Raw genomic sequence first — 26,256 nt, 5'->3', positions numbered from 1 at the left:
GGCGGCCGCTGCCGTACGGCGTGACGCCCCGCCGCGCCGCGTGACGCCTGGTCGTACGGCGTGATGCCCATCCGTGTGGCGCGTGACGCCCGGCCGTACGGCGTGACGGCCGCGCCGCGTGTCCGCGCATCCCGTACGGCGGACGCGGGCGGGAGCCGTACGGGATGCGGCGTGGGCGGCGGGGTTTGTTGACCTTGGAGGTGCGGCTGTCTCAGGGTGGGCGGATGGTTCGGATATCGCGTGATTTCGGGTTTTTCTGGGTTTCGCAGACCTTGTCGGTCGCGGGCGACTCGTTCTCCTACATCGCCCTGCCGTTGCTCGTCCTGCACGCCACCGGGTCCGTGACGCAGATGGGGCTGCTCACGGGGGTCGGCGGCGTGGCGGCGGTCGTGGCCGGGATCTTCGCGGGGCACCTGGTGGACCGGTACGACCGGCGGCGGCTGATGATCGGGGCGGACCTGGTCCGGGCGCTGCTGTACGCCGCGGTGCCGGTGGCCTGGGCGTTCTCGCCGCAGGTGTGGCTCCTCTACGTGGTCGTGCCGCTGGGCGCCGCGCTCGGGAAGGTCTTCCAGGTCGCGTACGTGACCGCCATCCCCGCGCTGGTCGAGAAAGAGCGGATCACCGAGGCCAACGGCCGCCTGTACGCGACCTACTCGGGCGCGGCCGTCGCGGGGCCCATGCTCGCGGGCGTCCTCTCCGCGAGCGCCGGGCCGGTCGCCGCCGTCGCGGTGGACGCCGCCACCTTCGCCGTCTCCGCGCTGGGCCTGGTGTTCGTACGGCTGCGCGCCTCGGGGGCGTCCGAGCCGGCGCGGGGCGGGTTCCTCGCGGGGGTGCGCTTCCTGTGGCGGCATCCGGTGCTGCGGCCGCTGACGCTGGCGCTGGCGCTGCTGACGTTCCTGATGATGGCCCTGACCGACCTGTTCATCTACCGGCTCAAGCACGACCTGGGCCAGTCCGACGCCGTGGTGGGCGTGGCGATGGCGGCGTCGGCGGCCGGGTCCGTGCTGGCCTCGCTCGTGGTCGCGCGGGCCCGCCGTACCCTCGGCTTCGGCGTCTCCTGGCTCGGCTCGTACGTCCTGTGCGGGATCGCCGTGGCCCTGCTCGCCGTCACCGGCGCGGTGCCCGCGATCGCCCTGCTGATCACCGCCTACTCCCTCGGCACGGGCGTCGCCGGGATCTGCTCCATGTCGCTGCGCCAGGAGGTCACCCCTGAACCCCTCCTCGGCCGGGTGACCAGCGCGTTCTGGACGATCCACACCGCCCCGGGCCCGATCGGCGCCGCCCTGCTCACCACGGCCGCCGCCGCGTACGGCACGCCGGCGGTGTTCGCCGCCACCGGCGCCGTGTTCCTGGTCCTCGCGGGCGCGGCCGCTCTCACCCCCGTCCGCCGGTCCCGGCCCGAGGAGGCCACCGCCTGACGGCCTCGTCACGATGGACGCCCTTGTCGCGAGATCGACGCCCTTGTCACGAGATATTCGCGACAAGGTACGGTTTGGCGCATGGAGATCCGGCGGTCCCTGGCGTTGCACGGTCCCACGCGGCGGAGGCCGCACGTCCTGCTGCGGGAGATGCTGGCGGCGCTGCCCGCCGACACCCCCGCCGACGGGCCCGACGGGCCGGTGGCCGTGCTCGAACGGCGGATGGCCGAGCTCCTCGGCAAGGAGCGGGCGCTGTTCTTCCCCAGCGGGACGATGGCCCAGCAGGCGGCGCTGCGCGTGCACGCGGAGCGGCGGGGACGGTTCGCGTTCGCGGCCCATCCGCAGACGCACCTGGACGTGTGGGAGCGGCAGGGCTACTCGGTGGTGCACGGGCTGCGGTTCCACCCCGTGGGCGACCGGAACGCCCTGATCGGCCTGGCCGACCTCGACGCGGTGGCCGAGCCGCTGGCCGCGCTGCTGCTGGAGCTGCCGCAGCGGGACATCGGCGGGCTCCTGCCCACGTGGGACGAGCTGGTCGCGCAGACCTCCTGGGCCCGCGAGCGCGGGGCGGCGGCGCACCTGGACGGCGCGCGGCTGTGGGAGGCGCAGCCGTACTACGACCGGCCCCACGCCGAGATCGCCGCCCTCTTCGACACGGTCTACGTGTCCCTCTACAAGGGGCTTGAGGGCGTGCGGGGCGCGATCCTGGCCGGTGACGCCGCCACGATCGCCCAGACCGAGGTCTGGCGGCAGCGGCTCGGCGGCGGCATCTCCGACGCGTGGCCGCTGGCCGCCGCCGCGCTCGTCCGCCTCGACGGCGCGCTCGCCCGCATGCCCGCCTACCGCGACCACGCCGTGGCCCTGGCCGCCGCGATCAACGCCGGAGGGGTCGCCCGGACGCGGCCGGCCGTACCGCTGACGCCGCTGTTCCACGTCCACGTCCCGGTCCCGGCGGCCGCCCTGGGCCGGGCCCACGACGACCTCATCGCCGAGGAAGGCGTCCAGCTCTTCCTCCGCCCACGCACCTCCCCCGACCCCGAGTCGTCCAGTTTCGAGATCGTCGTCGGCGAGAACGCCCTGGACTTCAAGCCCGCCGAGGTCGCCGCCCTCATCGAGTCCCTGGTAACCCGAGCCCGCACCTGACCCGGCAGGGGCCGGGCGGATCGCTCGCGGATTCTGTCGGCGGGGGGCTCTACTGTCCCCGGCATGATCACTTCCCCGCCGGTGTGGGAGCGTGTCCGCGCCCTCATCGACGCCAAGGACCCCGACGGCGTCGCCGCCCTCGTCGTCACCCTCTCCGACCACGAACGCCCCGAGGTCGCCAAGGCCCTGCCCGGCCACCTCACGGCGATCCGCGAGCGCGGCGGCGACTCGTGGGCCGTCGAGGAGTACGGCGCGGAGCTGCGGGCGGCCGGGGTCGGCGTGCTGGGCGGGGCGGCGGCGATCGCGACGTGGCTCAACCGGCGCGGGCTCCAGCCGGGCTGGCGGTCCGGCGACGACAGCGGGCGCCTGGCCTGGATCCTGCGGCACCGCCCCGCCGAGCTGCGGGCCGACCTGGGCCGCCGCATGGCGCTCAAGCTGCGGGGCCGCCGCGACCGCGACGCCGCGCTGGCGCTCGCCCTGCTGCGTGAGAGCGGCGAGGAGCCTCCGCTCCACGGCCCGCTCGTGCTCGCCTGGGTCACCGACGCGGGCCGGGCCGACCGGGCGGACCCCCTCCTGCCGGCGCTGCTGCCCCAGATCTTCGAGGCCGACGGCGTGGGCCGCCTCCTGCGCGAGGACCACCACGACGTCCGTTCCTGGCAGGTGATGCTCGCCGGCATGGCGCGCGACGGCGACGTGGACCGCCGCTTCCTCCTCGACGGGTGCGTCACCCGGTTCCTGCGCGGCGGCGCCGACACCGACCTGCGCTTCTTCGTCCGCCTCCACGACCTGCTGGAGCCGTCGGACGACGAGATCCGCCCCCGCCTCCTGGACTACGTGCGCCTCCTCCCCGCCGCGCCCGGCCCCGTCGCCTCCCTGGCCCTCCGCCACCTGCGCGCCCTGGGCGGCCTCCCCCCGGAACACGTCGCCGAGTGCGTCGAGGCCCTCCTCTTCCGCCCCGAGGCCGCCCTCGTCCGCGCCGGCCTGTCCTGGCTCGACAGGTGCGTACGCCACGACCCCTCCCTCATCGGGAGTCTGGCCTCCGCCTTCCACTCCACCTCGCGGGAGGTACAGGAGCGGGCCGTCCGCATCGCCCTCAAGCACGCCCCGCTCATGACCGCCGAGTCCCGCGCCGCCCTCGCCGACGCGGTACCCCTCCTCCCGCCCGACCTGGCCGTACGGCTGGCCGGCACGTTCGGCGGCGAGGTGCCGGAGGAGGAGGCGGACGGTTTCGTCCCCGGCGAGCTGCCGGGCGTGCCTCCCGACAAGGGCGTGAGCCCGCGGGAATTCACGAGGGGGGAGCTGATCAACGCGCTGCGGCGGTATCCCTCCGGCCGGGTGGCGGTCGAACGGCTCATGGCCGGACTGGTCACGCTGGCGCACCGGGATCGCCCCGGGGTCCGGGCCGCGCTGGAGCGGTCGCTCGGCCAGGCCACCAAGCCGTGGCAGAGCCGGCCGTGGGCGCAGGCCTACGACTGGTTGTGCGCGGCGGGCCACGTGATCGCCGGGACCGCCACCTGGGACTGGTCCCGGCGCATGCCCCCGGCGGATTTGGTCGCGCCGCCGCAGCTGATGCTGCTGCACCGGTGCGCGGAGATCCTGGCGGCGGTGGAGCGGGACGAGATTCCCCCCGTGCTGCTCGCGACGCCGACCCGGGCGAGCGGGCACGTGGACGCGGGCGTGCTCGTGTCGCGGATGGAGGAGCACGAGGCCGCCGGGGTGAAGCCGCTGTCCGCCGACCTTCAGCAGGCGTTGCTGCGGTTGCCCCGGACGCCCGACCCCGAGGCGGCCGAGCGGGCCGGACGGCTCACCTCGGCGGCGGGAGGGATCGTGGCGGCGTGGCTGGCCGGCACGGCGCGGCCCGAGCCCCAGGTCAGTGTCCGCTGGGCGGCGCGGGTCGGCTCGTCCGGGGAGTCGACCTGGCTCGACGACAAGGAACCGGACGTTGATTTCCACTACGTGAAACCCGTGGTCACCTCGCGGGCGCCCCGGACCGGGCTGCCGCTGATCGATCTACTGCTCAACCGCGACCCCGGAGGGTTCCACGGCGACCGAGACCAGCTCTCTGCCCTGCCCGCCGTACTGCCCTCGCACCGGGAGGTGGCCGCCGCCCACCTCGTGCCTTTCCTGCCGGCCTCGTGGGACCGGGCGACGGCGGCGGCGGAAGAGGTCGCGCGCGCCGTCACCGGGGAGGGGCCCGCGGGCGAGGCGGTGGCGCTGGCGCTGGCCTACCGGCTGGCCGAGAACGGCGACGCCTACGGCGGGCGCGCGGAGGACGAGCGGCGCATCCTGCCGGCGATCTGGGCGCTCACGGCGCGGGGCGAGCTGCCCGCCGCCGAGATGGGGCGGCAGATCGGGTTCCTGGTGACCCGCAAGGGGCTGAAGCTGGGGCGCTTCCTCCCGGCGCTGGAACGAACCGCCCAGCGCGGGGCCCACGCCGAGGTGTTCACCATGATCGTCTCCGCGATCCCGGCCCTCGCCTCCGCGCGCCGCCTGCCGCACCGGCTCGACGCGCTCCTCGTCCTGGCCCGCCGCATCGCGGTGGGAACCGGCATCCGCGGCGCGTTCCCGGAGATCGCCGCGCTGGCCGCTCGCACGGGCCGGAGCGCGGCGGTCCGAGAGGCGCGCCGCCTGCACGAATTCGTCTCGTCCACCGGCTCCGACATGAGAGGGGTCTCAGCGTGAACGGCGGGCACAAGGGCGGCCACCGCGAGCGGCTCGCGATCGGCGCGGCGGTGACGGCGGCGGCGCCCGAGGGATGGCGCGAGGCGGTCGTCGAGCGCACCCAGCTCGGGAACCACGCCCGCACCTCGGTGACGTACCGGATGGAGGACGGCGGCACGCGCGCCGGCGAGGCATTCGGGCTGGACGAGCAGTTCGACCAGATGCGCGAGAAGGCGTACGTCCCCGGAGAGGGCACCTGGGTGTCGTGCCGGCTGGAGTTCGCGCCGGGCAGCCGCGCCTACCAGGGCACGCTCGAACCGGCGGGCGAGTCGGACCCGTTCCCGGCGGGCGCCCCTCCCACGGCGTACGTCGAGGAGCTGACGTTCTTCCCGCGACGGCGGATCCCCGCCTGGCTGGCGGACGCCCTGCCGACCGCGCCGCCGATCGGGTTCAAGAACGACCCCCTGCCTCCGGAGGAGACCCACCACGAGACGGAAAGCGCCTACCACTACGAGACGGAGACTCCCTTCCGCTACGAGACGGAGACCCACTCCGACGGGCTGGAGGCGTATGTCCATCTCGTGGCGACCCGGACGCGCCCGCACGTGGCGTACGACGCCCCGGCCGTCATCGAGATCGCCCCGCGCCCGATTCCCGTCGCGCTGACCGCGCCCGAGCCGGAGCCGTGGTCCGGGGGGCCACCGATGTCGCACCCAGCCGGGATCGGCCCCGATGAGACGGGTCCGGGCGGCGTGTTCCTCTCGTTCGCCACTTCCGCGGAGCACGCCGGCCTCGTGACGACCGCGCGCAGGAGGGACGTGCCCGATCCCCCGGAGGAGGAGGCCGCCTCCCCGTGGGGCGAGGTCTCCTACGAGCCGCTGGGCCACCTGACCGTCACCGAGTGCGACTACCGCCACGACGGGCGGCGCCGCGGCCTCGGCCTGCGCGGCGCCGAGCGCGGCGACCGTTTCGGCGTGCTGGGCGACGGCGAGTCCGGCCACCTGCTGGTCCTGGGCGACCACCCGCACCGAGGCGGCCTCGTGTCCTGGAACCTCCACGGTGACCGTCTGACGCTCCGTCTCACCGCCGAGGCCGCGGCCGCCCTGGACGCCGAGACCACCGTCGAGATCACTCTGGCCCTGCCGCCCGAGGAGGTCGGGCGGGTGCGGCGGGGGCTGACGGAGCTCGTCGGCGCGGCCGGGTAGCCGCGCCCCCTCCCCGGGCGGGACGCCGTACGGCACGGCCCGGGGAGGGGGCTCATCGGGACCAGGGATCAGGGGTCCGGGGTCAGGGGTCAGCCCGGAGGGAACTGGCCGTCCTTGGCTACGGGGACGGCGAGCTGGTGGCGGGTGGTGAGGGTGGCGGGCTCGGCGGGGAGGTGGCCGAGGACCGGGTTGAGGTGGCGGAGGGTGAGGTTGACCGGGTTGATGGCCGGACCCGTGATGTCGAACTTCTCCACGTCGATCCAGCGCACGATGTTCATGATCGCCGGCGGGATGTCGTCACCGGCCTTCTGGACCGGGACGCAGAGCTGGCGGGCGGCGGTGACCTGGACCGTCGCGGGCGGGATCTGGTTGGTCAGCACGGGGTTGAGCTGGCGCAGGTTCAGGTTGCGGTTCATGGGGGTGTTCGGCGTGATCGCGTAGCACTTCAGGTCGATGTGCCGGACGAGCGACAGCACCTCGGCGGGTGGGATCACGCCGTTCTTGGCGACCGGGACGCACAGGTGCTGCGGCTGGAGCATCGTGATCGGCTGCCGCGGCAGGCCCTGGAGCACCGGGTTGAGGTGGCTGAGGACGAGGTTCCGGTTCACCGGCGGGCCGCTGATCCGGTAGCAGGACAGGTCCACGAACCTGACGAAGTCGATGACGCCGGCGGGCGGGAGCACGTTGTTCTTGGCGACCGGGACGCAGAGCTGCTCCCTCGCGCCCAGGGTGACCTGCTCGATCGGCAGGCCGCCGAGCACGGGGTTGAGGTGCCGGAGGGTCAGCCCGACGGCCGGCGGGGTGTACGGGCTGGTCTTGTAGCACTCCAGGTCCAGGTTGGACACGAAGTCCTTCGGGGTCGGCAGCGCCAGCGCGGAGGCGGGCGGCGCGATCACGGACATCGCCGCGAACACCCCGAGGAGGGCGGCGAGCAGACGCCGGAGTTCCGGCCTGACGGTGGTGCGGTTCCCGGGGGCGCGTCTTCGCATGACTCCTCCAGCGGTCGAGGATCGTGCCCGGCGCCCTGAGTTTCCGCCCGCCCACCAGCCCTGACAACGATCCTGGCTGGCCGTTGACGGCCAATCTCACACCCCTGGATCGCGCTTGTTGCGGGTGGGATTCGAGGGGGATTGGTAGGTTTTCCAGACCCTCACGCGCTGGAGTTGATCCCCCGATGCAGTCGTCGCGGTCGCAGGCACACACGGCCTTCTGGTGGTGCCTGCTCGTGGGGTGGGCGGTCTGCGACCTGGTGACCGAGGCGGCGCGCAGCGCGTTCCCCGAGGCCATGGGGGTCGAGTTCTACTCGTGCACCGCGATGACCGGTTCCGTGGAGGAATGGCGGTGGGCGGCTCAGAGCGCGCTGTGGCAGGCCAGGAACGATCTGGAGCTCGCGCGGCCGGTCCTGCTGGCCGGACTGGCCTGGCTCGTCGTCCGGCGCGGGCGGCCTGCCGTACACCTGTGGGCGGCCGGGGGCGCGGCGGTGATGTTCCTGCTCCCCGGCCTGCTGGCCTACGCGGCGGAGGCGGTGGATCCCTACCCCCCTGACGCGTACGACTGCGACTTCGACCCCGACACGGGATTCCCCTGGACGGGGTTCGCGCTGACGATGCCGCCCCTGGCGCTCGCGGTCGCGGCGGCCTGGAGCGGTGTCCGCCGGGACCCCCTCCCCCGCGTCCCCTGGCGGCCGGTCGGCGCGGCGGTCGCGGTCATCGCCGTCCTGGCCGGGGGCGTGGCGCTCGCCGTACGGCTGACGCCCGCGGGTCCGCCGAGCCCGCCGGCCGTGGCCAAGGACGGGACGCCCCGGCACGCGCTGGTCGTGACCGGGGTACGGCTGGCCGTGCTCGACGTGGAGCGGGGGGAGGAGGTGGAGCGGCTCAGCGCGCCCGACCCGCGCGTCTACCGGTTCACGGCGGTCGCCCGGGACACCTCGCCGGGCCGGTACTACGCCGCCGCGACGGACTCCGGCGACGGCTACGGCAAGTCGTACCTCTACCGGGTGACCGTGGACGGCGACGGCTCCGGCGAGATCCGTGAGCGGGTGGGGCCCGAGGTGGAAGGGGTGATCACCGACCTCGCGGTGTCCCCGGACGGCCGGATCGCCCGCTGGTCCGTGGAGGTGGACGAGCCCGGCGGCACCGGCACGGCCCGGCTCGACCTCATCGACCCGCGCGACCCGGCCACGGCCCACCGGCTCCGCACCGGCCCGGCGAGCACGTTCCGCGACCCCGGCGACACCCCCGGCCTGTACTGGGCGGACGCGCGCACCCTCGGCCTGACGCTCACCGACACCCGCACGCGCGTCGCCGAGATCGACGTGGACGCCCCCGGCGCCCCACACCGCGACGTCCTGACCCCCCAGGTCATGGGCCAGATCTCCCCCCTCCACCTGCCCGACCGCGCGAAACTCCTCGTCACCCACCGCCCCATGGCGCAGGCCCACCACGTCGCCCTCCACGACCGCGCCACCGGCGAGCCCACCGGCGTCGTCTACTCCCCGGCCTGCGGCGAGGTCGCCGCCACCACCCTCGACCCGTCCGGCCGCCACCTCCTGATCGGCGTCCGGCGGACCCCCGGCACCACCTACTCCCCCGGCCCCCACCCGCCCACCTGCGACCAGGGCCCCACCCACCTCCTCTACCGCGCCGACCTCACCACCTCCACCCCCGCCCCCACCACCCCCGCCCCGCACACCTCCCCCCGCCTCCTGGGCCACCCCATCCGCCCAACCTGGCAAACCGAAGCCCCCATCACCGACCTCGCCTGGTGACGAGGAAGCCGCGAATCGGCGGGTGCGGGGGGCGGGGAATTGAAGTACTGTCTGGCGCGCGTTTCTCGCGGCGGGGTCGCGGGCGCGCCACGGTAGGGGCGGGATCCAGGAGAGAGCGGCGATCGGCGGCGTGGCGGACTTGGGGCGGAATCAGGTTGGTGAGCTGGGTGGATGTTCGGTGGTCTTCCTGCCGGGGGATCCGCCCAGGGCGGGGCGGGTGGCCTTCTGGCGGGAGGGCGAGCCGCCGGACGGGGCCGCGGAGGAGCTGACGCTCCTGCGGCCGGAGCCGGCGACGGTGCGAGCGCTCGCGATGCCGCTGGACGAGGCGTTGCCGGTGCTCACGCGGCTGCGGGCGGGCGGCGGGTCGCCGAGCGGGGCCTTCTGGGGGGCGGTTGCGGTGCTGGGGCTCCAGCTCGTCGCGCGGGGGCGCATCCTGCCCGGGCTGTCCCCCGGGGACTTCGACGCGTGGCGCGCGGGGCCGCTGGAGCCCGAGGACGTCCGGCGGGTGCGCGAGCTCGCCGCCGCGATGCCGCCCGAGGCCCGCGCGGTCCCGGTGGCCGGGAGCGACCTACTGCCGGAGGCGGAGTCGCTGGTCAAGGCGTTCCTCGACGCCATGGCCGACGTGCTCCCGCGCACCCCGGCCGCCAAGGCCGCCGTGGGCGTGTCGCCGTACGCCTCGATGCGCCCGCACTACCTGCCGGAGCGGCGGAGCTGGGCCGAGGAGGTCACGGCGGGGCTGGACTCCGGGGTGGCCGTGTCGCTGCGGATCGAACTGCCCGGGCTGGCGGCGCTGCGGGACACCGCGAGCTGGTACGCCTACGAGGGCGGGTTCCGGGTCGTGGTGCAGCTCCAGAGCGCGGCCGATCCGGCGCTGGTCGCGGACGCGGCCGAGGTGTGGGGCGGGGCCACCGGGTTCGGGGCGGACGCGCGCATGGAGACGCTGCTGACGCTGCGGCGGGCGGCGCTCGCGTGGGAGCCGCTGGGTCCGCTGCTGTCGGCGGCGGTGCCCGACGCTGTCGAGGTGGACGCCGACGAGGTGTGGGAACTGCTCGGGGAGGCCGGGCGGCGGCTGGCCGGGGCCGGGGTGCGCGTGCTGTGGCCCCGGGAGCTGACCCGGGACCTGAAGGCGCGCGCCGTCGTCACCGGTCCCGACGTCGCGGACCCGTCGGGCTTCTTCTCCGCCGACTCCCTCCTCGACCTGAGCTGGCGGTTCACCGTCGGCGACCGCCGGCTCACGCCCGAGGAGCTGGACCGGCTCGCCGAGAGCCACCTGCCCGTCGTGCGCCTGCACGGCCAGTGGATCCTCGTGGACGAGGAGCTGGCCCGGCGCGCCCGCGAGCGCAAGGACCTGCGGCTCTCCCCCGTGGACGCCCTCGGCGCCGCCCTCACCGGCACGGTCGAGGACGCCGGGACGCTGGTCGAGGTCGAGCCCGAGGGCTGGCTCGCCACCCTGCGCGACCGGCTGGCCGAGCCGGAGAACCAGGAGCGGGTACGGCAGCCCGCCGCGCTCGCCGCGACGCTGCGCGACTACCAGCTCCGGGGCCTGTCGTGGCTGCACCGGATGACCTCGCTGGGGCTGGGCTGCTGCCTCGCCGACGACATGGGCCTGGGCAAGACGATCACGCTCATCGCGCTGCACCTGCACCGCCAGGAGAACCCCGGCACCGCAGGGCCGACGCTCGTCGTCTGCCCGACCTCGCTCCTCGGCAACTGGGAGCGCGAGATCGAGAGGTTCGCCCCCGGCACCCCGGTCCGCCGGTTCCACGGCACCGCGCGCGACCTGGACGACCTCGCCGGCGACGCGTTCGTCCTCACGACGTACGGCACCATGCGGCTGGACGCCGAACGGCTGGGCGGCCCCGTGTGGGGCATGGTCGTGGCCGACGAGGCGCAGCACGTCAAGAACCCCTTCTCGGCGACCGCCCGCGCGCTCCGCACGATCAGGGCCCGCGCCCGGATCGCGCTCACCGGCACGCCGGTCGAGAACAACCTGAGCGAGCTGTGGGCCATCCTCGACTGGACCACCCCCGGCCTGCTCGGCACGCTCGGCTCGTTCCGCGCCCGCTACGCCGACGCCGTCGAGGGCGACCTCGACCGGGAGGCCGCCGAACGGCTGTCGCGCCTGGTGCGGCCGTTCCTGCTGCGCCGCCGCAAGTCCGACCCGGGCATCGCGCCGGAGCTGCCGCCCAAGACCGAGACCGACCGGGCGGTGGCGCTCACCGACGAGCAGATCGGCCTGTACGAGGCGGTCGTGCGCGAGACCCTGGCCGAGATCCGGCAGGCGAGCGGCATGGCCCGGCGCGGCCTGGTGGTCAAGCTGCTGACCTCGCTCAAGCAGATCTGCAACCACCCCGCGCAGTACCTCAAGGAGGAGCGCCCGGTCGTCCCCGGCCGCTCCGGCAAGCTGGAACTGCTCGACGAGCTCCTCGGCACGATCCTGGCCGAGGGCGGCGGCGTGCTCGTCTTCACCCAGTACGTCCAGATGGCCCGGCTCATCGAGAAGCACCTGTCGGCGCGGGGCGTCGCCACCCAGTTCCTCCACGGCGGCACCCCGGTCAGGCGGCGCGAGGAGATGGTGCGCCGGTTCCAGGACGGCGAGGCCCCGGTCTTCCTGCTGTCCCTCAAGGCGGCGGGCACCGGCCTCAACCTCACCCGCGCCGGGCACGTGATCCACTACGACCGCTGGTGGAACCCGGCGGTCGAGGAGCAGGCCACCGACCGCGCCTACCGCATCGGCCAGACCCAGCCCGTCCAGGTGCACCGGATCATCGCCGAGGGCACGGTCGAGGACCGCATCGCCGCGCTCCTGGCGCACAAGCGCGAGCTGGCGGACGCCGTGCTGGGATCGGGCGAGGCCGCCCTGACCGAGCTGACCGACACCGAACTGGCCGAGCTGGTCGCGCTGAGAAGGGGTGACCGATGACCGCCAAGACCTTCCCCGCCTTCCCCGCCACGGGCCGGCGCACCTTCGCCACGACCTGGTGGGGCCGCGCCTGGGTCACCGCGCTGGAGCAGACCTCCCTCGACGCCGGCCGCCTCAAGAAGGGCCGCTCGTACGCCAGGGGCGGCGCGGTCGGCGCGGTCACGGTCGCCCCGGGCCGGGTCACCGCGTCGGTGCAGGGCAGCGACCGCATGCCGTACCCGGTCCAGGTGCTCGTGCCGCGCCTGCCGGACGCCGACTGGGACACGTTCCTGCGCATGGTCGCCTCGCGGGCCGGGCACCTGGCGGCGCTGCTCGACCGCGACATGCCGCCGGAGCTGGTGGAGGACGCCGAGGCCGCGGGCGTGGACCTGCTGCCGGCGGCCGGCGACCTGGAGCCCGAGTGCGGCTGCGACGACTGGGGATTCCCCTGCGTGCACGCGGCGGCGCTGTGCTACCAGGTCGCGCGGCTGCTGGACCAGGACCCGTTCGTGCTGCTGCTGATGCGCGGGCGGGGCGAGCGCGAACTCCTCGACGAACTCCGCCTCCGCACGGCCCCCGCCGCGCCGGAGCCCCACGCGGGCGTCCCGGCCGCCGAGGTCTACGCGGCGGCGCCGCCGCCCCTGCCCGAGCCCCCTCCCCCGGTGGACCGGCCGGGGCCCGGCCCCGTCCTCGCCGGGCTGTGCGAGCCCGCCGAGGCCCGCGCGCTGGAGTTCCTGGCCGCCGACGCCGCCTCCCGCGCCCGCCGCCTCCTCGCCGAGGCGCTGTCCCCCGGCCACGCCGACGCCCCGATCGAGCCGCCGCTCACCCCCTGGCAGGACGCCGTGCGGCTGGCCGCGGCCCACCCCGACCCGGAGCTGCGCGCCCGTCTCTGCGACGACCCCGGCCGGCTGGACCGCGCCGTGCTGGCCTGGGAGTACGGCGGGCCGTCGGGCCTGGAGACCCTCGAAGAGCCGTGGACCCCTGACCGCCGCGCCCTGGCCCGGGCCCGCGCGGCGATCGACTCCGCCTGGGACCCCGGGGAGCGGCCCGCCTTCCAGGTCACCCGCAACCGCTGGACCGCCTCCGGCGTCCAGCTCCGCTACGGCCGCGACGACCGCTGGCACCCGTACCGCCAGAGCTCCGGCCAGTGGACCCCCGCGGGCCCGCCCTCGCCCGACCCCGCCACCGCTCTGGCGCCCCTTCTGGGCTGACGCCGGAATCGTGCGCTGATCTCGCGATTCCCGCCGGCGTCGCCCGAGGCGCCGGGTGACGCGGGGCACGGGCGGAATCGCGAGATCGGCGCGGGGGACGGCGGCGGTCAGGTGGTCTGGAGGGTGCGGGCGGGAGCGTGCCGGCTGCCCTTGAGCCAGGCGTAGGCGGCGGGGTAGCGGCGGGACATGCGGAGGCCGGCGACCGTGAAGCGGCAGATCCCCTCCTTGATCAACGCGCCGGAGCGGCCGGAGACGAACCGGTCGTGGGGGCTGTCGTCCTCGTTCACGAACTGGACCAGGGCGTCGTGGCGGCCCAGGCTCACGCACTGGAGGACGTAGCGGAACCGGAAGGGCTTCGGCTCGCGGCCCGCCAGCCTGGCGTTGATCGAGTCGGCGGCGTGGGCGGCGATGGGCATGGCCGCCGCGCAGGACATGCGGGACTCGGCGCCGCGGATGTCCACCGCCGCCGCGTCTCCGACGACGTACACGTCGGGGCGGGACACCGAGCGCATCGTCTCGTCCACCAGGGCCCGGCCCCGGGCGTCCACCGCGAGCCCCGCCTCGGCGGCGAGCCCGGGGACCACGAAGGACCCGGCCCAGATCACGACGTCCGCCGCGATCTCGCCGTTCTCCGTGGTCAGCCCGCCCTCGTGGACCGCCGTCACGCGGCTGTGCCGTACGGTCTCGACGCCCAGCCGGTCGAGCACCCGGGCGACGTGGGCGCGCCCGCCGGCGGAGACGCCGCGGGCCAGTTCCCCGCCCGCGACCAGCTTGACCCGCCAGGACGGGTACGCCTCGGCCAGCTCCGTGGCCAGCTCGATCCCGGTGAGGCCGCCGCCGACCACCGCCAGGTCGCCCGCGCCCGCCCGCAGGCGTTCCCGCAGCTCGGCGGCGCGTTCCACGGTGTACGCGTGCTCGGCCACGCCCGGGGCGCTCACGTCCGTGCGGCTGCCCAGGGCGTACACGAGGGTGTCGTAGGAGATCGCCCGCCCGTCGGCGGTTCGGACCGTGCGGGCGTCCAGGTCGATGCCGGTGACGCGGGCGACCACGGTCTCGATGCCCGTGCCCCGGGTCAGCTCGGCGATGGGCACGGTCACGCCGGGCCGGCCGGCGATCAGCTCGTGCAGGCGGATGCGCTGGGTGAAGTCGGGGGTGGCGTTGATCAGCGTCACCTTGCGGGATGCCCGGCGGTCCAGCCGCAGCGCCGTGGTGAGGCCCGCGTAACCCGCGCCGAGTACGACGATGTGGTGCATCTCTTCTCCCTGTGCCGCGGTTTTCTTCGCTGTAAGGGGGACGACGCGGCGGCGGGAAACGTGAGGGTGATCCGCGTCACAGGGACACGTGGGTGAGCTTCTCCGGGTTCAGCACCAGATCGACCTCGGTGATCCGGCCCTCGTCGTCCACCGCGAACGCGAACACCACGCTGACCGCCCCCGAGGCGTCGAGCACGACGATCCCCGGCCAGCCGTTCACCGCGCAGGACCGAATCGACATCCCGCCCGGCAGGTACCACTTGGTCACGAGCCCGAGCACCATGCGGCTGACCCGGTCCGCGCCCTCGATCGGCTGCCGCGCGGCCCGCACCACGCCGCCGCCGTCCGCGCGCCACACGACGTCCGGGTCCAGCACCGCGACCAGCCCCGGCAGGTCACCCCGGGTGGCCGCCCCCACGAACGCCTCGACCGCCTTCCGCCGCGTCGCCACGTCGACCGTACGGCGGGGCCCGTGCTCGCGGACCCGGCGCCGGGCGCGCGAGGCCAGCCCGCGCACGGCCTCGGGGGATCGGCCGACCACCTCGGCGACCTGCTCGAACGGCAGGCTGAACACGTCGTGCAGCACGAGCGAGGTGCGCTCGGCCGGGGTCAGCCGCTCCATCATCGCGAGCAAGGCCACCTCGACCGACTCGTCCAGCTCGGCCCGCTCCTCCGGCGTCGGCTCGGCGGAGACGATCGGCTCGGGGAGCCATTCCCCGACGTACGTCTCCCGGCGGGCGCGGGCGGAGCCGAGCAGGTCGTAGCAGACCCGGCTGACCGTGGTGGTCAGGAAGGCGCGGGCGTTGTCCACCGCGTCGCGGTCGGCGCGCTCCCAGCGCAGCCAGGTCTCCTGGACCGCGTCCTCGGCGTCCCCCACCGTGCCCAGGATCCGGTAGGCCACGGCCCACAGATGCTCACGGTGCGCCTCGAACTCGTCCAGATCAGCCACGGCGCCACGATAGCCGCCCCTTCCCGGCCTCCCCTCGGCGGCCGCCACCCGTCAGCCCGCCGGCGTGTGCTCCCTCAGCCGCAGCACGAGAACCGCCTGGTCGTCGAGGTATTCGTCGGAGTCCTGCCCGTCCATGATCTGGTTGCAGAGCTCCTCCGGCGAGAGGTACGGCGCCTCGCGGGCGAGCCACTTGATCCGGGCGAGCCCGGTGTCCAGGCTCTCGTAGCGGCGCTCGATCAGCCCGTCGGTGTAGAGCACGACCGTGTCGCTGTACTCCAGCGAGACCGACGCGACCTGGTAGTCCTCCTCCTCGCTCGCCCCGAGCGGCGGCGACAGCGCGCCCTCCAGCAGCTCCTGCTCGCCGTCGCGGCGGATCAGCAGCGGCGGCGGGTGGCCGCCGTTGGAGTAGCGCAGGACGCCCCGCCGTTCGTCGAGCACCAGATAGCAGACGGTGGTGATGATGTCGGGCGTGTAGGCCGCCATGTAGCGGTCGAGCTCGCCGAGCATCTCGGCCGGGTCGCCCCCGCAGCGCAGCGCGCTCGCCCGCATCGCGCTGCGGAGCTGCCCCATCAGCGTCGCCTCGCCGGGCCCGTGCCCGGCCACGTCCCCGATGACGAAGCCCACCTGCCCGTCGGCCAGCGGGAACACGTCGTACCAGTCGCCCCCGACCTCCATCGAGTCGCTGCCCGCGGTGAACCGGCTCGCCGTCGCCACCCCGGGCAGCTCCGGCGCGGCCGGCAGCAGGCTGCGCTGAAGCCGCTCGGAGATGTCGAACTCCCGCTCCAGCACCCCGGCCCGCGCCAGCGCCTGCCCGATCTGGGCGGCCACCGTGCGCAGGTGCTCCTCCTCCAGCCGGGACGGCGGGCTCGTGCGCTCCACCGCCAGCGCCAGCACCCCGACCTTCTCGTTCTGGCAGGTGATGGGCAGCAGCAGCGCGTGGTGGTCCCGGTCGTAGGCGATCGGGCTGTACGGCGAGAGCGGCCGCTTCGGCGAGCGCACGCGGACGGCGGAGGTCACCGGCGCCAGCAGCCCCGGCTCGTCGTCGGCCAGGTCCACCCACGGGTCGTGGCGCAGGGTGAGCCGCCGGTCCGGGCTGGTGCCCTCGGGGATGAGGCGCTTCAGGTCCAGCCCCAGCACCGCCGTCAGGCAGTCGGTCGCCTCCGGCACCTTGGTCCGCACGACCTCGGCGACCTGGCGCAGCGTCGTCGCGGCGGCCAGCGCCGAGGTGAGCGTGTAGAGGCGGAAGAGCTGACGGCGGGTGTGCTGCTCCAGCTCCACCGCGCGGTCGCGCTGCCGTTCGGCGTTGCGGCGGAGCGCGGACTCCCGCGACAGCCGTTCGTTGAGCAGCATGAACCCGTCGGTGGAGTCGGCCGGGACCGCGCGGAGCTGCACGGCGGGGCCGCCCTCGAACCAGCCGGCGCGGGCGCCGTAGCAGCGGCAGCGCAGCTCGTCGCCCGTGGACCGGGAGGTGAAGGTCAGGCCGGCGGCCACCGGGTCCCCGGTGCGCATCCAGCGCCGCAGCCGCTCGCGCACGGCGTCCTCGCCTTCGCGGCTGAGCGCCTGCAGGCGGCCGCCCACCTCCAGCCCGGCCATCGCGCGGAGGGCGGCCGGGTTGTAGGCGAGGATCTCGCCGTCGTGGGTGAGCAGCAGCATCGGGTCGTTGATGACGCGCCCGACCTCGCTGAACAGGGGCCTGCTCATCTGCCGACCGGCTCCGTCTCGCTCAGGTCGCCGTAGTACTCGCGGCCGGGGGCGCGCGCCGCCTCCTCGGTGGTGCGCAGGTAGACGGCGACCCGGCAGCTCGCCGCGCCGCGCGCGATGGTCTGCCTGAGCTCGACCTTGGCGTAGCCGAGGTTCTGCGCGGCGATCACGCCGAACATGTTGGACGTGAGCATGCACATCGAGTCGCGGCCCCGGACCTCCTCGCCGAACGGGCAGGCCCGGTTGCCGAGGACGATCTTCTCGTCGCTCTCCTCGATGACGTAGAAGTCGCCCTGGATGCGGCGTTTCAGATCCACCAGCACGTCGGCGATCTGCTCGCGGTCGATCTTGTCCACCGCCAGCGCCTTGAGATAACGCTCGTTGACGGCGTCGCCGGTGCGCTGGCTGACCAGGCTGATGTAGCCCGCGGCCTCCTCGACCCCGACGATCTCCTCCAGGGTCCCGGCCAGCTCGCGGATCAGCGCCCGCATGAAGCCGTCGCGTTCGTATCCGAGGTCGAGGCTTTCGACGCCAGACATCGTCTCTCCCCTTCCAGCCCCGGGAACCACAAGGCGCGTCCACTCCCTGACGTACCGTGAGCCCCCCACGCTACGCCGACGACCGCCGACTTGCCGGAGGATTCGGTATATGAGGCATTGACGATCGTCATCTTGCCCTCATTTCCGGATATTTCCGGCGGTCGGCGGTGTGCGGCGAAATTTCCTGATTAGGTCAGCAGGACGCCAGCATCCGCAGCGTCCCCGGCCGCCGCCATTCGTAGGCGCGCGGGGCGGACCCCGGCGGCTGAGTGACGCAGGGGAAGTCCTCGCGCCGGTCGAGCACGACCCGGTAGCGCCGGGGGGCGCCGCAGGTGTTCCTCACCCAGAGCCGCTGGACCTGACCCTCGGTGCGGAGCGTGCTGGTCAGGCACCGGGGAGCGGGGGTCCAGTGATCTCCCCCGTCCGGCTCCTCGGGAGTGCCCGCGGGCAGTGCGGCGAGGAGCGCGGTCAGGGTGGTCGCGACGGCGGCGGACGCACTCAGCATAACGGTTCTCCGATTCTCAGCGCGATTTTCTCTCGCATTCGGCCACTGATTCGATCAGCGCCGACTACGACGCTCGCCGCTCAATCGAAGAGCCGCCCGCATTCGTTACAATGCACATTCCACGGCTATTTCGCTATTCCCTGTCTTCCGTACGGAGCATCCGTTCGCCCGACATAACCTGAATGTCGTGAGAAGACGCTGGGTCGGGGAGCACGGGTTCGAGGTGGAGCCGATCACGCTGGACGGCCACGGGGTGCTGCGCGTCCGGCAGCACGGCTTCCTGGTCGGCTACTGCCCCGACGTGGACTCCCTCGCCCGGCTGCTGGACCTGTCCGCCCTCGTCGAGGTGATCACGCTGCCGTCTCGCGGTGCACCTGCTCGGGAGCCTTGTCGCTCCTGAGCCCGCGCCACGAGGGGTGCCGGAGCCGCCCGTCCGCCGTCCACTCGGCGTACTGCACCTCGCCCACCAGCTCCGGCTCCACCCACCGCGCCGCCCGCGCGTGCTCGCGCGGCACCTCGTCCGCGAAGGGGCTGGTCTCCCGCTCCAGGGGCGCCAGCCGTTCGGCCAGCTCGCGCAGCGCCGCCTCGCTGAACCCGGTCCCCACGTGCCCGGCGTACCTCAGCCCGGACCCGTCGTACACCCCGAGCAGCAGCGACCCGATCGACCCGGCCCGCCGCCCCTCGCCCGGCTGCCAGCCGCCGATCACGACCTCCTGGGCCCGGTAGTTCTTCACCTTCACCCACTCGGCCGTGCGCTTCCCCGGCCGGTACGGCGAGGCCAGCCGCTTGGCGACGATGCCCTCCAGCGCCAGCCGCCGGCTCTGCCCGAGCACCTCGGCCCCGTCGCCGACGAAGAACGGCGGCACGTCCCACCGCTCCCCGCGCGACACCGCGGCCGACAGCAGCTCCCGCCGCGTCTCGTACGGCAGGCCGACCACGGGCCCGTCCTCGTGGTGCAGCAGGTCGAAGACCAGGTACGACACGGGGACGGCGCGGACCAGCTCCAGGATGCGCGCGGGATTGCGCTGGTGCATCCGCGGCTGGAGCCGTTCGAAACTGGGCCGTCCGGTCTCGTCGAACGCCACGATCTCCCCGTCCAGCACCAGGCTCCGGCCCTGGAGCGCCTTCCCCAGCCCCCCGAGCTCGGGATACGCGACGGTGACGTCCTTGCCGTTGCGCGAGACGAACCGCACCCGCCCGTCCTCGACGTACGCGAGGGCGCGCACGCCATCCCACTTCATCTCGAACCCGTACTCGTCGCCCTCGGACGGCAACGCGCCGAGCTGCGCCATCATCGGCTCATACGCCGGAAGTCCCCCCATGCCGCGCTACTAACCGATCCCCCGCCATTTGCCGTACGCGACGGGAGGAAATGGCGATTCACAGAGGAATTCCGGGCCCGGGGTTGGGGAAACCCGAAGGCGCGGCGGCCCGCGGCGGGGAGCCGGGCGACATGTCGGAATTCCGGAGGTCGGCGGCCGTCACCGGCGCCGGCGAGGCGGCGACGGCGGCCCGGCCGGGGCCGCCGCCGGTTTGGGCGGGCCGGGTGCGGGCAGGCGAGGGCGCATGCGGGTAGTGATTGCCGGAGCCACCGGGAACATCGGCACGAGTCTGGTCTCCGCCCTGGCGGCGGACCCGAAGGTCGCCTCGATCGTCGGGCTCGCGCGCAGAGTGCCGGACTGGAGTCCGCCGAAGACCGAGTGGCGGTCCGCGGACATCGCCAGGGACGACCTGACCCGCCACTTCGAGGGCGCGGACGTGGTCGTCGCGCTGTCCTGGATCTTCCAGCCCACGCACAACCCGATCACCACCTGGCGGGTGAACGTCCTGGGCAACACGCGCCTGTTCGAGGCCGCGGCCAGGGCGGGCGTCCACGCGCTCGTCTACTCCTCCTCGGTCGGGGCGTACTCCCCCGGGCCCAAGGACCGGATGGTCGCCGAGGACTGGCCCACCCACGGCTGGCCGACCGCCGCCTACGGTCGGGAGAAGGCGTACCTGGAGCGGTACCTCGACTCCTTCGAGCGGGACCACCCCGAGATGCGGGTGGTGCGCATGCGCCCCGGCTTCATCTTCAAGCGCTCCTCGGCGACCGAGCAGCGCCGCATCTTCGCCGGGCCGCTGGTGCCGCGCGTCCTGGGGAACTCCCGGGCCATCCCGGTCTTCCCCGACATCCCGGGCCTCCGCTTCCAGAGCCTGCACTCCGAGGACGCCGGTGAGGCGTTCGCGCAGGCCGTACGCCTGCCGGTGGCCGGGGCGTTCAACCTGGCCGCGGGTCCCGTGCTCGACGCGCGGCGGCTGGCCGACCTCCTCCAGGCCCGGCTGGTCCCGGTTCCGGCGGCCCTGGCCAGGGCCGCCCTGTGGGCCGCCTGGCACCTGCACCTCGCGCCGGCGTCGCCGTACCTCCTGGACCTGTTCCTCCGCGTGCCGCTCATGGACACGACGAGAGCGCGCGCCGACCTGGAGTGGTCGCCCAGGCACACCTCCGTCGAGGCGATCGAGTCCTTCCTCGCGGGTCTGCGCGCCGGCGACGACCTGGACACCCCGCCGCTGAGCGCGGGCACGAGCGGCCCGCTGCGCTCCCGGGAGTTCGCGACCGGGGTGGGTCAGCGAAACTCGGCGGAATGAACCTCCTGCTCATCTCCGACACCCACGTCCCCAAGCGCGCCCGCGACCTCCCCGCCCCGGTCTGGGCCGAGGTGGACAGGGCCGACGTGGTGGTCCACGCCGGCGACTGGGTCGACGAGGAGACGCTGGACCGCCTGGAGGCCCGCGCGAAGCGCCTGATCGCCGTCTACGGCAACAACGACGGCCCCGCGCTCCGCCGCCGCCTCCCGGAAGTGGCCCGGGCCACCCTGGACGGCGTCCGCCTGGCCGTCGTCCACGAGACCGGCCCCGCGCAGGGCCGGGAGTCCCGCTGCTCCCGCGCCTTCCCCGACACCGACGTCCTGGTCTTCGGCCACAGCCACATCCCCTGGGACACCACCACGGAGACCGGCCTGCGCCTGCTCAACCCCGGCAGCCCCACCGACCGCCGCCGCCAGCCCCACCACACCTACATGACCGCCCGAATCACAGACCACACCCTCACCTCGGTAGAACTCCACCCCCTCCCCCACCCCTGACGCCCCTGGCGAAGGCGCGGTCGTCTGGACACGACGCACGCCTGCCTCCGGCTTGGGGAACATAGGCGGGCGTCAGGAGCGAGTTCGCCGCCTGACCGTCATAGTGATCAATCGCTCTATATCCTTGCTGCGGCGACTCCCCAGGCCGATCCCCACCCCCCCTCGGAGAGACATATGGTCTTCCCCGCGCGAGAGCACGAGCAGAACGCTCTGCAGGGGGACTTCGGAGAGGCCTGGATCGAGGCGGTCGCGGCAGGCTGCGGGATCCTGCACGGTAAGCCCGCGACCCTCGACCTTCAGAAAGCGGACGTGCAGCTTTCCTTGCGGGGGCATCACGCAGGCACGTACAACCCCACAGTCCTCGTTCAGGTCAAGACCACGACGGACCTGCGCCGGGTGGGAGACGTGTACCACTTCGACCTCGACGTCGAGACCTACGAGGTGCTGAGGCGGGACGACCACTCCATCCGCAGGATTCTCGCGGTCATCGGGATGCCGAAGGACGGGGAGTACGTCCGTCTTGTGGACGACGGCACGCTCCTTGTCGGCTGCGGGGCTTGGGTCTCCCTGGAGGGGTTGCCGGCGACCACGAACGGCAAGACACAAGTGGTGCGCTTGCCCGCGGCGAACACCCTGGACCCCGACGGGCTCCGGCGCATGCTGGAGAAACACGGAGTCCGCAGGTCCACACCGGTGCCGCTCGTGGACGCGTGGGAGATAGCGTGACTACCTTGGGCAACACTGCTGGGGAGGACCTTATGGCAGTCCCCGGGCTGGCCACCTTTACCGGATACCTGCGAGGCGCCGGTTGGGACCTGGAGGATGATGACGGCCGGACGACGCTCTGGCGCCCCGGTCCGGATGCGCAAGACCAGCAGATTCGCGTCGTACTTCCGGCGAGTGAGAACGTCCGCGACTACGCGGAGCGAATAAATGAGGCGATCAGGGCTGTCGCGTATCTGGAGGAACGACTGCCCGACGAGGTGGTCTCGGACATCCGGTTCGGGGGTGCCGACAACGTCTCTGTACGACTGACGCCTGACGCGCCACCGGGAGAAGCCCCCTTGCTCCTGGCCCACGCGGCGATCTCCGCGCTGCGCTCTTATGTCATCGCCTCTGCCGCGGCCTTGGACAATGAGGTTCTCGTGCTGCCATCACGGCTCCCACAACGGGCCGAGTCGTATGCGGCGCGAACGCGCGTATCCGCCCACCCCGGAAGCTTCGTCCTATCGCTGGCACTGCCTTTGGCCGAGTCGGGCACAGACGAGTTCGGTGACGCCCTCGCGGATCAGATCCCTCTACTCGACGTTCCATCGCAGCCCTTCGGACGCAAGGTCGCCAGCAGGATGCTCGCCGTCGCGGAAACGGCGAAGCGACTGGCCGACGACGTCAGTGACGGGAGGAAGCCCATCTCATCGTTCGGGCATCCGGATGAGAGCAACGCCAACGCGACCGAACTGGAAGCGCTCAGTCTGCTCGGCGGCCCCGATCGGGACGCCTACCAGATCCGCTTCTCCCAATCTCCCCTGGCCCGCGGAGCTCAAGAGCCCAGAGGCCTCCGGATCACCCCGGGTCAGCAACGGATCCTCTCCGAGGCCGCCGATTTCCTGCGAACGAGGAAGTCCAGGCCCGCAGTGACCGTGACAGGCCTGGTCGTCCGGTTGTTCCGCGAAGGGAAGCTGGGGCCGGGCGAGGCGGTCATCCAGGGTGTGGACGACGACACCGGGCAAGCGCGACGCGTGCGGATCGAACTAGGCGAGGCCGACTACACGATGGCTCTTCGCGCGCACGAGTCAGGTCTTCAGGTCACAGCCACCGGCGACCTGGAGATCCGTGGGACTCGTCGTTCTCTCAGGCATCTCACGTCCTTCTACGTCATCCCAGGCCTGGGCGACGACTGATCGTCTCCAACGTCGCCCAGAGAGGTCAGGCCAGGTCGCGGGGTTTGGGGGTGTTGGCCAGGCGGAGGCGGACCAGGGACTGGAGGTGGTCCAGTTCCAGGGCGGTGCGGAGGCGGGCTATGACGTGGTTGCGCAGGCGGGTGCGGAAGGAGGCCACGTCGGTGGACTCGTCGATGGTGACGTTGACGCGGAGGTAGGGCTTGTCGGGGGTGCCGGCCAGGGTGGTGTGGGCGTCCTGGACCCCGGGGAGGGCCTTGAGCTCGGAGGTCACGGCGTCGGTGGCGGCGCCGGCGTTCATGCGGGTCACGCCGTCGGGGCCGTCGGCCAGGTGGAGGCCGCCGCGGACCCGGTCGGAGCCGCCCTGGGCCAGGAGCCAGCTCAGCCCCAGGACCACGAGGACCAGGAGGCCGGCCGCCACCGCCCACCAGAACCATTGGTGCTGGGCCGCGAAGCGTTCCATGGCCGGGGTCATGAGGTGGCCGGTCCGGCGGCCGAAGGCGCCCAGCGCCTTGGCCAGGGCCAGCGCGCCGGCGGCCAGGAGCACCAGGCCGACCAGGGTCAGGGCCGTTCGGTTGATGTGGGACTTGTGACGGTTCATGGTCGCCCTCAGCGCAGTCTTCCGCCGTGCCGGCGGATGTTGACCTTCACTCGGTGCTTCTGGAGGGGCTGAAGGTTGGCGAGGCGCGCCTCCACCGCCTCGGTCACGCGGTTCCGCAGGTCGTCCGTGTCCTGGACGCTTGTGTCCACGTCGACCCGGACCTTCTTGCCGCGGACGCGGGTCCGGGCGGAGCTGACGCCGCTCACGTCGCGCGCGGCGACGCCGAGCATCTGGTTCACGCTGCGCGGCGTTGCGCCCAGGATGAGGTCCGGGTCGTCGCTGACCAGCGGCACCATCCGGGTACGGCCGGGCAGCAGCGCCAGGGCCAGGAGCAGCAGGCCCAGCAGGGCCAGCACCACGCCGGTCGTGATCACCGCGGGGTCGTTCCACGGGGTGGACCGGAGCCAGTTCGCGCCCTGCCGTACGGGCAGGACGTTCACGGGCCGGCCGAACAGCGCGGACAGGACCTCCACCAGGCCCAGGACCGCGGCGGCGGTCAGCAGCAGGGCCACGATCATCGAGGTGATCATGCGGCGCGGCCGGAAGGCGCGGGTGCCGCGGCTGCCGGGGGCGCCGGACTGGGCCGGCGCGCTGACGTGGGCGCCGGGCGCGGGGACCGAGGTCATGACTGCTCCCTCGTGAATCGGTCCACGTCCACGTCCACGTGCTCCACGCGGAGCCCGGTGAGGCCGTGGACGCGGCGCGTGACGTGACGTCGTACGGCGTCGGCCACCTGGCACACCGGGGAGGGGTAGTCGACGGCGATGTGGAGCCGGAGCACCGCGACGTCGCCGGTGACCGAGGCCGCGGCCTTGGCGTCGCGGTCGTGGCCGGAGCCGAGCCTGATCACGCGCTGGTCCAGGCCGCTCGCGTGATCGACTTCCGTGGCGGCGCGGGCGGCGACCCGGGCGACGACGTTCTCGCCGACCCGGGTCCGGCCCCGCTCTTCGGGCGGCAGGGTCATTGCGTGCTCCGCTTCTGGAACAGGGCGCCCAGGTCGAGCTCGCCTTCGGCCACCCGGCCGGCGAGGAATCCCAGCACGCCGAAGATCAGCACGGCCACGAAGCCGCCGACCCCGCCGATCGCCCCGCCCAGACCGAGCGCGACTCCGAATCCGAGGCCGACCATCGGCCACAGTGAGACGTTCATGATGCTCCCCCCTCGGGCCCCGAACCCGGTCCCCCGGGCGCCGGGCCCCTTGTCTCAGACCCCCGTTTTGTCAGACCCCCGTCGCGAGAACTCCGCTCATGTCCGCGCCTTGCGGGCTCCGCCCTCGCCGGCCTCGCGCCCCGCCCGGGCGGCGGACGAGCCGCCACCGGACCCGGCGTCGCGGCTGCCGGGCTCGGCCTCGCGGCCCCGGGCGTCGGCGCCACCGCCCCGGGACTCGGCGCCGCTCCGGCCGGACTCGGCGCCGCTCCGGCCGGACTCGGCGCCGCTCCGGGCGGACCCGGCGCTCCCGCGGCCGGGCTCGGTGCCGCCGCGGCCGGGCTCCGCGCCGTCGCCGCCGGGCTCGATGTCCTCGACGTAGACGTGGACGGGGCGGCCGGGGATCTCCTTGGCCACCGCCGCGCGCACGTCCTCCGCGATCTCCGGCAGCGGCCGCTCCGGCCTGGCGACGATGTGGACCTCCACCTCGTCGTCCCGGACCATGACACCGTCCACCGTGCCGCCGGGCAGGTACGTCGCGGCCACCCCGAACATGCCGCGCGACATCCCCGCGACGCCGGGGCACGCGGTGGCGCGCTCGACGGCGCGGCGCGCGACTTCGCCGTCGTCGCTCATGCGACCCGGGACTCCTTGCCCCCGTCGCCGCCGCTCTTGTCGTCGCGGCGGTTCTGCTGCTGTTGCTGCTTCTGGTCGTCCTGGCCGGGCAGGTGCACGTCGCCGACGTTGATGTTGACCTCGACCACTTCGAGGCCGCACATCCGCTCGACCGCCTGGACCACGTTCTTCCGTACGGCCGACGCCATGTCGGGGATGGCCACGCCGTACTCGACGATCAGGTCGATGTCGACGGCGGCCTGCCGTTCGCCGACCTCGACCGACACGCCCTGGGTCGGGCTCTGGCCCTGCATGCCCGGGAGCTTGTCGCGCACCGCGCCGAACGCCCGCGCGGCCCCCGCGCCCATGTCGTGGACGCCGGAGACCTCGCGGGCCGCCATCCCGGCGATCTTGGCGACGACCGCGTCCGCGATCGTGGTCTTGCCCTGCGAGGTGACGAGGGGGCTCTGCTGGTCCCCCCGTTTGCCCTCGGCGGCCGCCCGCTGCTGCGGGAACTTCGTATCCGTCTTGGACTCGGTCATTGCTTCCCCCCTGAGATGGCCTTGTCCCCCTATGGCCACACACGTCGCGTTATACCCAGATAACTGACTGCAATGTCC

At 73.7% G+C, this 26,256-nt stretch carries 25 protein-coding genes; 12 read left to right on the top strand and 13 right to left on the bottom strand.

The genetic code is table 11. The annotated features are described in order from the left end of the window. Window positions 1-164: 164 nt before the first annotated feature. The 4 genes from D5H75_RS10215 to D5H75_RS41410 all read left to right on the top strand — a co-directional run bounded on the left by D5H75_RS10215 (window position 165) and on the right by D5H75_RS41410 (window position 6,427). Complete coding sequence (locus D5H75_RS10215; RefSeq protein ID WP_119926163.1) at window positions 165-1,418, top strand: MFS transporter; 1,254 nt, start codon at window positions 165-167, stop codon at window positions 1,416-1,418. Between the two features lie 81 nt (window positions 1,419-1,499). After that, window positions 1,500-2,561, top strand: a complete 1,062-nt coding sequence (locus D5H75_RS10210; RefSeq protein ID WP_119926162.1) for a threonine aldolase family protein — start codon at window positions 1,500-1,502, stop codon at window positions 2,559-2,561. Window positions 2,562-2,624: 63 nt separating this feature from the next. Continuing rightward, a complete protein-coding gene (locus tag D5H75_RS10205) occupies window positions 2,625-5,243 on the top strand; it encodes a DUF7824 domain-containing protein (RefSeq protein WP_147425106.1) in 2,619 nt (872 codons plus the stop codon). Next, window positions 5,240-6,427, top strand: a complete 1,188-nt coding sequence (locus D5H75_RS41410; protein ID WP_202638019.1) for a hypothetical protein — start codon at window positions 5,240-5,242, stop codon at window positions 6,425-6,427. Before D5H75_RS10205 ends, D5H75_RS41410 begins: the two co-directional genes overlap by 4 nt. A gap of 89 nt (window positions 6,428-6,516) precedes the next feature. Here the strand turns inward: D5H75_RS41410 and D5H75_RS10195 are convergent, their stop codons facing one another. Beyond that, complete coding sequence (locus tag D5H75_RS10195; protein WP_242454116.1) at window positions 6,517-7,416, bottom strand: hypothetical protein; 900 nt, start codon at window positions 7,414-7,416, stop codon at window positions 6,517-6,519. 185 nt (window positions 7,417-7,601) lie between these two features. Between D5H75_RS10195 and D5H75_RS41405 the strand changes: the two genes are divergently transcribed. From D5H75_RS41405 to D5H75_RS10180, 3 genes are all read left to right on the top strand, one after another. Further along, window positions 7,602-9,194, top strand: a complete 1,593-nt coding sequence (locus D5H75_RS41405; protein ID WP_202638018.1) for a hypothetical protein — start codon at window positions 7,602-7,604, stop codon at window positions 9,192-9,194. A 178-nt stretch (window positions 9,195-9,372) separates the two neighbouring features. Continuing rightward, window positions 9,373-12,117 carry a DEAD/DEAH box helicase gene (locus D5H75_RS10185; RefSeq protein ID WP_242454115.1) on the top strand — a complete coding sequence of 915 codons (2,745 nt, stop codon included), beginning with the start codon at window positions 9,373-9,375 and terminating at the stop codon, window positions 12,115-12,117. After that, window positions 12,114-13,307, top strand: coding sequence for an SWIM zinc finger family protein (locus D5H75_RS10180; protein ID WP_119926159.1), 1,194 nt, complete (start codon window positions 12,114-12,116; stop codon window positions 13,305-13,307). The genes D5H75_RS10185 and D5H75_RS10180 overlap by 4 nt, the downstream gene beginning before the upstream one ends. Window positions 13,308-13,414: 107 nt before the next feature. On the opposite strand, the gene D5H75_RS10175 is transcribed toward D5H75_RS10180, so the two are convergent. From D5H75_RS10175 to D5H75_RS10155, 5 genes are all read right to left on the bottom strand, one after another. Further along, window positions 13,415-14,560 (bottom strand): NAD(P)/FAD-dependent oxidoreductase, encoded by a 1,146-nt coding sequence (locus D5H75_RS10175; RefSeq protein ID WP_119926158.1) that lies wholly within the window; start codon window positions 14,558-14,560, stop codon window positions 13,415-13,417. 76 nt (window positions 14,561-14,636) lie between these two features. Continuing rightward, window positions 14,637-15,509 (bottom strand): RNA polymerase sigma-70 factor, encoded by an 873-nt coding sequence (locus D5H75_RS10170; RefSeq protein WP_119926157.1) that lies wholly within the window; start codon window positions 15,507-15,509, stop codon window positions 14,637-14,639. 51 nt (window positions 15,510-15,560) lie between these two features. Next, on the bottom strand, window positions 15,561-17,210 hold the full coding sequence (locus tag D5H75_RS10165) for a SpoIIE family protein phosphatase (protein WP_119926156.1): 1,650 nt from the start codon (window positions 17,208-17,210) through the stop codon (window positions 15,561-15,563). Continuing rightward, a complete protein-coding gene (locus D5H75_RS10160; RefSeq protein ID WP_119926155.1) occupies window positions 17,207-17,749 on the bottom strand; it encodes a methanogen output domain 1-containing protein in 543 nt (180 codons plus the stop codon). Before D5H75_RS10160 ends, D5H75_RS10165 begins: the two co-directional genes overlap by 4 nt. Before the next feature lie 193 nt (window positions 17,750-17,942). Beyond that, complete coding sequence (locus D5H75_RS10155) at window positions 17,943-18,254, bottom strand: hypothetical protein (RefSeq protein ID WP_119926154.1); 312 nt, start codon at window positions 18,252-18,254, stop codon at window positions 17,943-17,945. A gap of 187 nt (window positions 18,255-18,441) precedes the next feature. On the opposite strand from D5H75_RS10155, the gene D5H75_RS10150 reads away from it, so the two are divergent. Next, a complete protein-coding gene (locus D5H75_RS10150; RefSeq protein ID WP_119926153.1) occupies window positions 18,442-18,654 on the top strand; it encodes a transposase in 213 nt (70 codons plus the stop codon). Here D5H75_RS10150 and ligD read toward each other — a convergent pair. After that, a complete protein-coding gene (gene ligD, locus D5H75_RS10145; protein WP_119926152.1) occupies window positions 18,605-19,576 on the bottom strand; it encodes a non-homologous end-joining DNA ligase in 972 nt (323 codons plus the stop codon). The two genes, D5H75_RS10150 and ligD, sit on opposite strands and share 50 nt — an antisense overlap. 244 nt (window positions 19,577-19,820) lie before the next feature. Between ligD and D5H75_RS10140 the strand changes: the two genes are divergently transcribed. The 4 genes from D5H75_RS10140 (at window position 19,821) to D5H75_RS10125 (ending at window position 23,277) form a co-directional block, all read left to right on the top strand. After that, on the top strand, window positions 19,821-20,879 hold the full coding sequence (locus D5H75_RS10140) for an NAD-dependent epimerase/dehydratase family protein (protein ID WP_119926151.1): 1,059 nt from the start codon (window positions 19,821-19,823) through the stop codon (window positions 20,877-20,879). Next, a complete protein-coding gene (locus D5H75_RS10135; protein ID WP_119926150.1) occupies window positions 20,876-21,376 on the top strand; it encodes a metallophosphoesterase family protein in 501 nt (166 codons plus the stop codon). The genes D5H75_RS10140 and D5H75_RS10135 overlap by 4 nt, the downstream gene beginning before the upstream one ends. Before the next feature lie 174 nt (window positions 21,377-21,550). Next, a complete protein-coding gene (locus tag D5H75_RS10130) occupies window positions 21,551-22,102 on the top strand; it encodes a DUF4365 domain-containing protein (protein WP_119926149.1) in 552 nt (183 codons plus the stop codon). Further along, window positions 22,099-23,277, top strand: coding sequence for a hypothetical protein (locus D5H75_RS10125; protein WP_242454114.1), 1,179 nt, complete (start codon window positions 22,099-22,101; stop codon window positions 23,275-23,277). The genes D5H75_RS10130 and D5H75_RS10125 overlap by 4 nt, the downstream gene beginning before the upstream one ends. 25 nt (window positions 23,278-23,302) lie before the next feature. Here D5H75_RS10125 and D5H75_RS10120 read toward each other — a convergent pair whose 3' ends face one another. The 6 genes from D5H75_RS10120 to D5H75_RS10095 form a co-directional block, all read right to left on the bottom strand. Then, window positions 23,303-23,875 (bottom strand): alkaline shock response membrane anchor protein AmaP, encoded by a 573-nt coding sequence (locus D5H75_RS10120; protein ID WP_119926148.1) that lies wholly within the window; start codon window positions 23,873-23,875, stop codon window positions 23,303-23,305. An 8-nt stretch (window positions 23,876-23,883) separates the two neighbouring features. Further along, window positions 23,884-24,501, bottom strand: a complete 618-nt coding sequence (locus D5H75_RS10115) for a DUF6286 domain-containing protein (protein WP_119926147.1) — start codon at window positions 24,499-24,501, stop codon at window positions 23,884-23,886. Next, window positions 24,498-24,839, bottom strand: a complete 342-nt coding sequence (locus tag D5H75_RS10110; RefSeq protein ID WP_119926146.1) for an Asp23/Gls24 family envelope stress response protein — start codon at window positions 24,837-24,839, stop codon at window positions 24,498-24,500. Before D5H75_RS10110 ends, D5H75_RS10115 begins: the two co-directional genes overlap by 4 nt. Beyond that, window positions 24,836-25,024 carry a hypothetical protein gene (locus D5H75_RS10105; RefSeq protein WP_119926145.1) on the bottom strand — a complete coding sequence of 63 codons (189 nt, stop codon included), beginning with the start codon at window positions 25,022-25,024 and terminating at the stop codon, window positions 24,836-24,838. Before D5H75_RS10105 ends, D5H75_RS10110 begins: the two co-directional genes overlap by 4 nt. 96 nt (window positions 25,025-25,120) lie before the next feature. Further along, window positions 25,121-25,657, bottom strand: coding sequence for an Asp23/Gls24 family envelope stress response protein (locus D5H75_RS42830; RefSeq protein ID WP_242454113.1), 537 nt, complete (start codon window positions 25,655-25,657; stop codon window positions 25,121-25,123). Further along, complete coding sequence (locus tag D5H75_RS10095; protein WP_119926144.1) at window positions 25,654-26,178, bottom strand: Asp23/Gls24 family envelope stress response protein; 525 nt, start codon at window positions 26,176-26,178, stop codon at window positions 25,654-25,656. The genes D5H75_RS42830 and D5H75_RS10095 overlap by 4 nt, the downstream gene beginning before the upstream one ends. Window positions 26,179-26,256 lie beyond the last annotated feature (78 nt).

Origin of the sequence: Bailinhaonella thermotolerans (assembly GCF_003594875.1) — a bacterium.
GTDB classification, from domain to species: domain Bacteria; phylum Actinomycetota; class Actinomycetes; order Streptosporangiales; family Streptosporangiaceae; genus Bailinhaonella; species Bailinhaonella thermotolerans.
This window is presented reverse-complemented; position numbering and strand designations above follow the sequence as displayed.